This is a genomic window from Streptomyces himastatinicus ATCC 53653 (assembly GCF_000158915.1).
In the GTDB taxonomy this organism is placed as follows: domain Bacteria; phylum Actinomycetota; class Actinomycetes; order Streptomycetales; family Streptomycetaceae; genus Streptomyces; species Streptomyces himastatinicus.
The window spans coordinates 2,963,971-2,973,087 of the sequence record NZ_GG657754.1 but is presented as its reverse complement, the minus strand read 5'-3'; the positions used below and the strand labels follow the sequence as shown (position 1 = coordinate 2,973,087).

At 71.6% G+C, this 9,117-nt stretch carries 10 protein-coding genes; 8 read left to right on the top strand and 2 right to left on the bottom strand.

Going from position 1 to position 9,117, the window contains the following annotated elements:
* A partial coding sequence (locus tag SSOG_RS50265; protein WP_483754808.1) for an aromatic-ring hydroxylase C-terminal domain-containing protein occupies window positions 1–470 on the top strand: 470 nt, incomplete at its 5' end.
* 85 nt (window positions 471–555) lie between these two features.
* On the opposite strand, the gene SSOG_RS11975 is transcribed toward SSOG_RS50265, so the two are convergent.
* The gene (locus SSOG_RS11975; protein ID WP_039937302.1) at window positions 556–1,392 is read right to left on the bottom strand and encodes an SDR family oxidoreductase; all 837 of its coding nucleotides are present in this window, start codon (window positions 1,390–1,392) and stop codon (window positions 556–558) included.
* A gap of 196 nt (window positions 1,393–1,588) precedes the next feature.
* On the opposite strand from SSOG_RS11975, the gene SSOG_RS11970 reads away from it, so the two are divergent.
* From SSOG_RS11970 to SSOG_RS11945, 6 genes are all read left to right on the top strand, one after another.
* Window positions 1,589–2,074: an SRPBCC family protein gene (locus SSOG_RS11970; protein ID WP_167542485.1), complete on the top strand. Its 486-nt coding sequence runs from the start codon at window positions 1,589–1,591 to the stop codon at window positions 2,072–2,074.
* Window positions 2,075–2,121: 47 nt separating this feature from the next.
* A complete protein-coding gene (locus SSOG_RS11965) occupies window positions 2,122–2,967 on the top strand; it encodes an SDR family oxidoreductase (RefSeq protein WP_009714477.1) in 846 nt (281 codons plus the stop codon).
* A gap of 77 nt (window positions 2,968–3,044) precedes the next feature.
* Window positions 3,045–4,106, top strand: a complete 1,062-nt coding sequence (locus SSOG_RS11960; RefSeq protein ID WP_039937300.1) for a methyltransferase — start codon at window positions 3,045–3,047, stop codon at window positions 4,104–4,106.
* Window positions 4,103–5,317, top strand: a complete 1,215-nt coding sequence (locus tag SSOG_RS11955) for a cytochrome P450 (protein ID WP_039937299.1) — start codon at window positions 4,103–4,105, stop codon at window positions 5,315–5,317. Before SSOG_RS11960 ends, SSOG_RS11955 begins: the two co-directional genes overlap by 4 nt.
* Entirely contained in the window at window positions 5,314–6,141 is an 828-nt protein-coding gene (locus SSOG_RS11950; RefSeq protein WP_039937298.1) for a helix-turn-helix transcriptional regulator, read from the top strand. Before SSOG_RS11955 ends, SSOG_RS11950 begins: the two co-directional genes overlap by 4 nt.
* Before the next feature lie 111 nt (window positions 6,142–6,252).
* Entirely contained in the window at window positions 6,253–7,812 is a 1,560-nt protein-coding gene (locus SSOG_RS11945; RefSeq protein WP_039937297.1) for a class I SAM-dependent methyltransferase, read from the top strand.
* A gap of 4 nt (window positions 7,813–7,816) precedes the next feature.
* Here the strand turns inward: SSOG_RS11945 and SSOG_RS11940 are convergent, their stop codons facing one another.
* Window positions 7,817–8,302 carry an ATP-binding protein gene (locus SSOG_RS11940; protein WP_039941004.1) on the bottom strand — a complete coding sequence of 162 codons (486 nt, stop codon included), beginning with the start codon at window positions 8,300–8,302 and terminating at the stop codon, window positions 7,817–7,819.
* 227 nt (window positions 8,303–8,529) lie between these two features.
* Here SSOG_RS11940 and SSOG_RS11935 point away from each other — a divergent pair.
* On the top strand, window positions 8,530–9,117 hold a 588-nt coding region (locus SSOG_RS11935), incomplete at its 3' end, for an enoyl-CoA hydratase-related protein (RefSeq protein ID WP_039937296.1).

Sequence of the window (9,117 nt, the reverse complement as noted above, 5' to 3'; positions counted from 1 at the left end):
CCAGATCGCCCTCATGCGCCCCGACACCCACACCAGGGCGCAAGCGGGCGCTCTTCTCGGAGCTGATGGACCTCGATGAGGTCAACCGGTTCCTGGGCGACATGATGGCCGGCCTCACCACTCGGTACGACCTCGGCGACCCCGATCCGCTGGTCGGCACCCTGTGTCCGGACATGAAGCTGTCACCCGTGGGCGACGGCGACGACACCGGCGCCCTGCGGCTGGCGGAGCTGCCGCAGGACGGGCAGGGGCTGCTGCTGGACCTGGCCGGGGATCCGGCACCGCCCCGGGTCGCGGCGGCGTGGGCCGGGCGGGTGAGAGTGGTGCGCGCCCCGGCCGACCGCGACGACGTGGACGCCATGCTGCTGCGCCCCGACGGCTGTGTCGCCTGGGTCGCCCGGCCGGGCGTCGCTCCCGACCAGGACGCGCTGACCCTGGCCCTGCGGCGGTGGTTCGGCGAGCCGCGCTGACGCGGCGCGCCCGCGGGAGCGTGATCCACGGCGGCGGGGAGGCCGCGGGGCCGCCGTGGATCACGGGCCGTATCAGCGGTCGTCGTCAGCGGAAGTCGTCGGCGTGGTCGGTGGCCCACTGCGCGTAGCCGCGCGCCTGCTCTCCCGTCAGATCGGTGTAGGTGGAGAACACCGGGGCCGGGCGGCCGTCCGCCTCCACCAGATGGCCGACCAGGGTGTCGACCATCTCCTCGTCGCCCCACTGGCTGAGGGTGGCCCGGTACTCCTCGGCGGTGATCTCCTCCAGCCGGATGGGACGGCCGGTGGCTTTGGCGAGGCAGTCGATCTGGTCCTGCTGGGTGACCGACTCCGGCCCGCTGAGCGGGTACGCCTTCCCCTCGTGCCCCGGTGCGGTGAGGGCCAGCACGGCGACGTCGGCGATGTCGGCCTCGTGGACGGACGCGGAGTGGGCCAGCGGGTACGGGGCACGGACGGTGCCGGTCGCCCGGATGGCCGGTGCCCACTGAAGGGTGTTGGTGGCGAAGGACCCGGGGCGCAGGAACGTCCATGAGAGCCGGGACCCGCGCAGCGCGTCCTCGGCCGCGCGGTGCATCCGCACGATGGGGTCGGTCACGGGGTCGCCTTCTTCCACGCCCAGCGCGGACAGCAGGACGGTGTGAGGGGCCCCGGCGGCCTCGGCAGCCGCGACGAAACCGTCGACGCCCTTCGCGTCCGCGTACAGGAACACCTTGGTCACCCCGGCCAGAGCGGCCGGGAGCGTGTCCGGATCGGACAGATCGGCCCGCACGGTCTCGACCCCGTCGGGCAGCACGGCCTTCTCGGGGTCGCGGCTGGCCACCCGGACCCGCTCGCCCGCCCCGAGCAGACCGTCCACGACCGCGCGCGCCACATGCCCGCGCCCACCCGTCACCAGAATCGTCACAACAACTCCTTGTCGAATCGCTTGGTCGGCGTCAGTCTCCTCGCGCCGCGCTTCGGATGGGAGGGGACTGTCAGTCCTACCCGTCGCGCGCGTGCCCCAGGTTCGGTCGCAGCCGATCCTCAGGCGGAACACAGTCGGGGGTTTCTAACGTGATCCGCGGCCGTCCAGGGGCGGACATTCAGTGGAGGGAAAAATCGTGCATCACGTTGAGGATACGGTCACCGTGGCGGCGCCGGTCGATACCGTATGGAACGTTCTCCATGACGTCAGGTCACACGACCGGGTTTTCGGACCCATTCACGAGGTCGTGGTCCTGGAGTCCAGCGCCTCGCACCAGCTGGTCCAGCTCACGGTCGAGGTCAACACGGGTGTTGTGCACACGTGGGTGACCCGGCGCGACATCGATTCCGAGGCCCGGGTCATCGCGTTCCGACAGGTCAGGGATTTGGCCCCGCTGGTGAGTCATATGGGCGGCGAATGGCGGGCGTTCCCGCTCGGACCGGACCGCACCCAGCTGGTGCTGACCCAGGATTACGCCGCCCGTGAAGCCGTGAACGGGCTCGTCGCCGAGAAATTCACCCCGGAGGAAACAGAAAAGGTGCTGCACGGTGTCGCGCAGCGCAATGCGGTCACCGAATTGGAATCCGTGAAAGCGGAGTGCGAAAGCCGCGTCGCGGCCTGACTCGGTTCAGGGAAAAGAGTTACACACAGCGAGAGAGAGGAATAGTCGTGACGATTCTGGTGACGGGTGGGCGCGGGCATGTGGCGCGCGCGGTCGTGGACGGTCTGCTCGGGGCGGGCGAGCGGGTCCGGGTGGCCAGCCGCGACCCCGAGAAGGCCGTGCTGCCCGACGGGGTCGAGACCGTGCGGGCCGATCTGTCCGATCCGGACACGCTCCCGGCCGCTCTGGCCGGGGTGACCAAGGTGTTCCTGTACGCGGACGCGAAGGGCGTCGACGGTTTCGTCGCGGCTGCCGAGGCCGCCGGGGCCCCTCACACCGTCCTGCTGTCGACGTCCTCGCTGACCCGCGAGAACGCGGAGAACAACCCCATCGCGCAGATGCACGCCGTGGTGGAGAACCGGCTGCGGGACTCGGCACTGCCGTGGACGTTCCTGCGCCCCGGGACCTTCGCCACCAACACCCTCCAGTGGGCACCCGCCATCCGGGCGACCGGCACCGTCCGTGCCCCGTACCCGCAGGCACACGCCTCCGCGATCCATGAGGCCGACATCGCCGACATCGCGGTGCGCACCTTCACCGAACCGGGGCACGAGGGGAAGGCGTATCTGCTCAGCGGGCCGGAGTCGGTGACCCAGCAGGAGCAGATCGAGTGCCTTTCCGAGGCCATCGGGCGCAAGCTCCGGCTGGAGGAGGTCACTCCGGAGGAGTACCGCGCCACCCTCAGCCGCTGGGGCGGGAACGACTTCATCGATCAGCTGCTGGAATACCTGGCGATGTGGGACGGCAAGCCCATGCCCGTATGCCCCGCCTACACCGAGCTGACCGGCCGCAGGGGGCGCACCTACGCCCAGTGGGCCTTCGACCACGCCGCCGACTTCCAGCCGGTCGGCTGAGCGCGCCGCCGCGCCGGCCCGGCCGCTCCCGGCCCGGGCCCATCACCCGGATCACTGTTGACATGGAGGAACACCCGATGAGCCAGCAGCAGACCCCTGCGGTAGCCCCCAGCGCGCGGACCGGATGGCTGCCCGCACCGGTCGGGGAGCTGATGCCCCTGGTCACCGGTCTCGGCGCAGGGCTCGCTCTGTGCACGGCCTGTGAACTCGGACTGCCCGACGCCGTGGAGGAGGAGCCCACCCGCGTCCAGGACATCGCGGAGCGCGCCGGGGCCGACCCGGACCTGGTCGGGCGGTTGCTGCGCGCCCTCGCCGCCTTCGGGGTCTTCAGCCCGGCCGGCACCGACCGCTTCACGCACTCGCGGCTGTCCTCGATCCTGCGCACCGACGCGCTGGAGGGCGGCGGTGTCTTCCTGCAGACCGTACGCGACGAATGGATGGGCGGGAGCTGGACGGGGCTGACCGAGGCGGTGCGCACCGGCAGTCCGGCCCTGCCCGCACGCCACGGGAAGAGCCTGTTCGAGTACTTCGCCACGGACGCCCCCCGCGAGGGCGAGACGTTCAACGAGGCGATGACCCTCATGGTCGGCAGCATGAACGAGGTGCTGGCCGAGCACATCGACGTCGGCGGGGCGACACGGTACGTCGACGTCGGCGGCGGCCAGGGCACGATGCTGCGGGCCGTACTGCGGCGCAACCCGGAGCTGAGGGGCGTGCTGTTCGACCTGGAGCAGGCACTGACGGAGGTTCACGAGGAGCTGCGGACCGGCGACCTGTCCGGGCGGTGCGAGATCGTCCCCGGCGACGGACTGCGCTCGGTGCCCGACGACGCCGACATCTACCAGATGCGTACGGTCCTGCACATGTGGGACGACGAGACTTGCGTCCGGCTGCTGCGCAACTGCGCCCGGGCCGCGAAGCCGGGCGCCCGCATCATCGTCATCGACCAGCTCGTGGACCCCGAGCGGCCCGACCCCATGTCGACCCTGATGGACTTGCAGATGTTCCTGATCGCGGGCGGGCGGGAGCGCAGCGAGCAGGAGTTCGCCTCGCTGTTCGAGCGCGCCGGGCTGGAATTCACCCGTGTGGTCCGCACACCCGTGCTGCTGCATCTGATCGAAGCGATCGTGCCCGCGTGACAGCGGTCAGCGCATCGGGCCGACGGGGTGACGCCCGGAGCCTGCCGGCGCGGGCCGGCATCTTCTGGGACCCGCGCACCCCGGTCCACTTCGACGAAGCCCTGAACACCTGGAACGTGTTCAGCAGAGCGGATGTGCTGCGGGTCCTCAACGACCGGGAGACGTTCTCCGCCGGTTACGGACTGTCGGAGGAAGACCGGCTCCGGGCGCACCCCTCGCTGTCGGGGATGTGGGCGGCGGAAGGAGCGCGCCACGACGACCTGCGGGCCGTGGTGGCCGAGCCCTTCCGCCGTACCGTGCTCGACAGCCTGGCCCGGGAGGTGCGCGACATGGTCTCGGAGCTGCTCGACGACGTCGTCGCCGTGGGCACGGGACGGATCGAGGTGGTCGGCGCGCTCGCCGAAGCGCTGCCCAGCCGGGTCATCTGCCGGGTACTGGGCCTGGAGCTGTCGTACGCCGACCGGATGCGCACCTGGGTGGAGGAAATGTCCCGGGCCGCCTCGGCCACCAGCGAGCTTCCCCCGCAGCCGGACCTCGTCCGGTTCTTCCAGGAGCTGATCGAGGCGCGGCGGGCACGTCCGGGGTCCGGCTTGGTCGACGACCTGATAGCCGCCCAGCGGTCCGGCTGCCCCGTGGCCGGGCGGCCGATGACGGAGCACGATCTGGTCGGCTACTTCGCCATGATGCTCAGCGCCGGCGTCGACACCACCGCCACCAGCATCGGCAACGCGTTCCTCTTCCTCACCGAGTACGGATGCTGGGAGCGGCTGGGCGAGCAACCGGAGTTGGTTCCTCACGCCATAGAGGAAACCCTGCGCTGGTATCCCGCCTTCCCCGGTGTCCGGCGCCACGTCCTGGCGGACACCGCGATCGGCGGACAGCACGTCCGGGCCGGCCAATGGGTGACCGGATGGCTGACGTCGGCCAACAGGGACCCGGACAAGTTCCCCGACCCGGGCCGCTTCGACATGCACCGGCGTCCGAACCCCCACGTAAGCCTGGGGAACGGCCGGCACCACTGTCTGGGCGCGCCCCTGGCGCGGCTCGAACTGCGGATCCTCATCGAGGAGGCGGCCGCCCGGCTTCCGGGGCTGCGCCGGGACACCGGGGAACCGCTGACCCGGAGTCAGTGGATCGTCGATCCGTTGAAGAGCCTCCAGATGACCTTCGATACCCCCGATCCAGAAGAGTCCGGCATCCTGGAGCGATGAACACTGCGGAACTCGCCGGTTTCCTCCGTGCCCGCCGAGCCCGGGTACGCCCGGCCGACGTGGGCCTGGAGGACATCGGGCGACGCCAGACGCGGGGCCTGCGCCGGGAGGAGGTGGCCGAACGCGCTGGTGTCTCGGTGGACTACTACACACGGCTGGAGCAGGGGCGCCGGCTGCGGCCCTCCCGGCAGGTCGTGGTCGCCCTGGCCAGGGCGCTCAAGCTCTCCGACACCGAATGCAACTACATGCTCGGCCTGGTCGGAGAGGCCGGGCTGCCGGTGGTCTCCTCCGGCGGGCCGCAGGCAGGAGCACTGCGCCTGCTGGACCAGCTGGAGGACATCCCGGCGATGGTGCTGAACTCCCGCTACGACATCCTCGCCTGGAACCGCATGGCGACCGCGCTGGTGGGGGACCTGGGGGGAATCCCCCCGGAAGGGCGCAACACGCTGCGCTGGCTGTTCTCCGGCCCGGCCCGTGGGATCAGCCCGCACGACCGGGTGCGGCTGGGCCGTAGTTGCGTGGCCGACCTGCGGGCCGCCGGCCGTTACCCCGACGACCCCGGTGTGCGGCAGCTGGTGCGCGAACTCTGCGCCGGGAGCGCGGAGTTCGCCGCGCTGTGGGCTCGCCATGAGATCGGCGTCAACCGGACGATGGCCAAGACCATGGTCCACCCTGTGGCGGGACTCCTGGACCTGCGGTGTGAACTGCTCTCCGTGCCGGGTTCCAGCCAGCGGCTGATGTTCTACACGGCGGCCCCGGGGACGGGCGCGCACCGCGCCCTGCGCGGTCTGCGCGACACCGCGGAGCGACGGCTCAACTGCTGAGGACCGCGCGTGTCGGCGCGGTCCGCCCGCAGCCCGGGTTCAGCCCGTGCTCAGCCCTCCAACGGAACGATCGACGGCGTCGGTCGGTCACTCTGTCGGAGGTGGAAGCGCGTGCCGGAATCCCAGGTCGACGCCGAAGTGGCATTCGCATTGTTCTGCCGGACCCCCGAAGAGGGGGCCCAGGAAGCGTTCTCCAGACTGGCCGGTTCGGTCTGGTCGGCCGGAAGGCCCACCGCGGGCGCCGTGCCATGGGTGCGCAAGGCGCTCGCCAATCTGGAGCAGTGCCCCCCGGGCCATCAGGCGCGCCTTCTGCTCCTGCTGGGACTGCTGGCCGAGACCTCACCCCCGCCAGGGGGCGCCGATGTGCGCGGTGAGATCCGCGGGGGGCTGGACGCCTGTCTCTCCCTGCTGACCTCCTACGCCGCACGGCCGGGGCGGGAGGACGGCGGCATTTCCGGGCCGGTCCCCGCGCTGCTGTACCTCCTCGCGCAGTTTCCCGAGGAGGCCGACCGGATCCTTGTGAGCACCCGGGCGGTCGCGCTGCCGGAGGAGGACAGGGCCCGGCTGGAGCGGTGCCTCGCCCGGCGGGACGCCGATGTGCCCGCCCTCGGCCGGGTGTGGCCCACACCGGCCGGCTGGGTCCTGACGGAGGAGGAAGAGCGCCGGGACCGGGCGTGGGCCGCGCAGCTCGACGACGCCACCGCCGAAAAGTTCTGGCGCAAGGACACCCGCTCCCTGCTCGCCTACTCCGGCGCCAAGGCCTACGGCGCACTGAGCGTGGGCATGAGCGGCCTGAGCCGTGGGACGGGCGGAGAGGGCACCGCCACCTCGCAGTCCCGGCCCGAGCCGGTGGGCGGGGCGGCCGCGACGGCGGTCCCCGCGGGACCGCTCGGGGGCCACGCCGATGTGATCCGCTGTCCGGCATGCCGCCACCGGCTCGGCGAGGAGCCGACGGGCGGGGTGCGGTGCTCGGGATGCGGCGCCCGGTACTCGGCGCGCCGAGGCTATCTCGACCTGACCCGGGTCGCCGACGGGACAGCCGATGTGATCGCCGCGAACGCCCCCCTGTACCTGCCGCGCTACGAGTCGCTGCTGCGGCCGTCCTTCCTCCGGGTGCACGGGATCAACTGGAATGACGCCATCACCGTCGAGGCAGAACACCAATATCTGCGCGATCACGTACGACCGGTCGGCGGACCCGTCCTGGATCTTGCCGCCGGCGCGGGAAGCTGGACCCGGACCCTGGCGCGATCGGCCGGTGAGAACCAGGTCATTGCCCTGGACCTGGCGACGGACATGCTCGACCGGCTGCGCGCCACTCAGCCGGGTGTCCTGGCACTGCGCGGTTCCGCTGTCGAACTCCCCTTCGGGGACGCCTCGTTGGGCGCGGTGAACTGCTGGAACGCGTTGCAGGCCATGGACGACCCCGAGGCCGCGATCCGGGAGGTCGGCCGGTGCCTCCACCCCGGTGGCACCTTCACCGTACTGACCTTCCAGCCCGCCCGGGACCCCGTCTACCGGCACTTCCAGGCCATGATCGAGGACTGCCTGGGGGTGCGGAGCTTCGACCCCGAGGCGTTGGGCTCCTCCTTGGAGGCGGCCGGGATGACGGTCCGGGAGACCACAGCACCCGGTGCCTTCCTCCTCCTCACCGCGGTGCGCGAGGGCTGACAGGTCAGCCCTCCACGGCCTCCGCCGGGGGGAGGGTGAACCAGACGGCCTTTCCGTAGGGGGTGGGGCGGTAGCCGGTGTCCGCGCTGAGGGCCCGGATGAGCAGCATTCCGCGTCCCCGTTCGGCGAGGGTTTCGGGTCTCTTGGGGCCCTCGGGACGGCCCGGGCCGTGGCCGTGCGGCCCCTGGCCGTCCGGGCCGCTGAAACCGCCGGGCGGGGTGGGGTCCTGGTCGTGGACCTCGACCTGCCAGCCGCCGGTCGGCACCAGCTCCACCACCAGCTCTATCGGCTCGTCCCCGGCCGTGTGCTGCACCGCGTTGGCGACCAGCTCGGCCGTCAGCAGCTCCGCCGTGTCGCCGTCCACGGGCGCGCCGATGTCCGCCAGCGTGTTGCGGATCAGCGCACGGGCCAGCGGCACCGCGGCAGTGGTGTGCGGCAGTGCGAAGCGCCAGGTGGCGGCGTGGAGCGGTTCGGGCACGTACGGGTCCAGACGGTCGGCGTGGAGCGGGATACCGCAGCCCTTGACGGTATGAAGCGGACGATAGTGCCGGAAGGGACCATGGACCACTCTTGGGAGGACTTTGGTCTTATCGATCACGGCCGCGCTCTATCGCGCACTCGTGACGACAGTCACGTACCGGTGATAACTTCGAAGGGCAGGCACCAGGAAGGCACCCGGCAGACCCAGCCGTCCGGCTGAAGGAGGCCATGGCCCCCATGAGTCCATTCACCGGTTCCGCGCCCCGCACCGAGGACTGGCGGCATCTGCGCCTCACCCTCGACCAGGGCGTCGCCACCGTCACCCTCGCCCGCCCCGAGAAGCTCAACGCGCTCACCTTCGGCGCCTACGCCGATCTGCGCGACCTCCTCGCCGAGCTGGCCCGCGACGGCTCCGTACACGCCCTCGTGCTCGGCGGCGAGGGGCGCGGCTTCTGCTCCGGCGGTGACGTCGACGAGATCATCGGCGCCACCCTCGCCATGGACACCCGCCAGCTGCTCGACTTCAACCGGATGACCGGGCAGGTGGTCCGCGCGCTGCGGGAGTGCCCCTTCCCCGTGGTGGCCGCCGTGCACGGCGCCGCCGCGGGCGCGGGCGCCGTCCTCGCCCTCGCCGCCGACTTCCGGGTCGCCGACCCCTCCGCCCGCTTCTCGTTCCTCTTCACCAAGGTCGGGCTCTCCGGCGGCGACATGGGCGCCGCCTATCTGCTGCCCCGCGTGGTGGGGCTCGGCCACGCCACCCGGCTGCTGATGCTCGGCGAACCGGTCCGCGCCCCGAGTGCCGAGCGCATCGGCCTGATCAGCGCG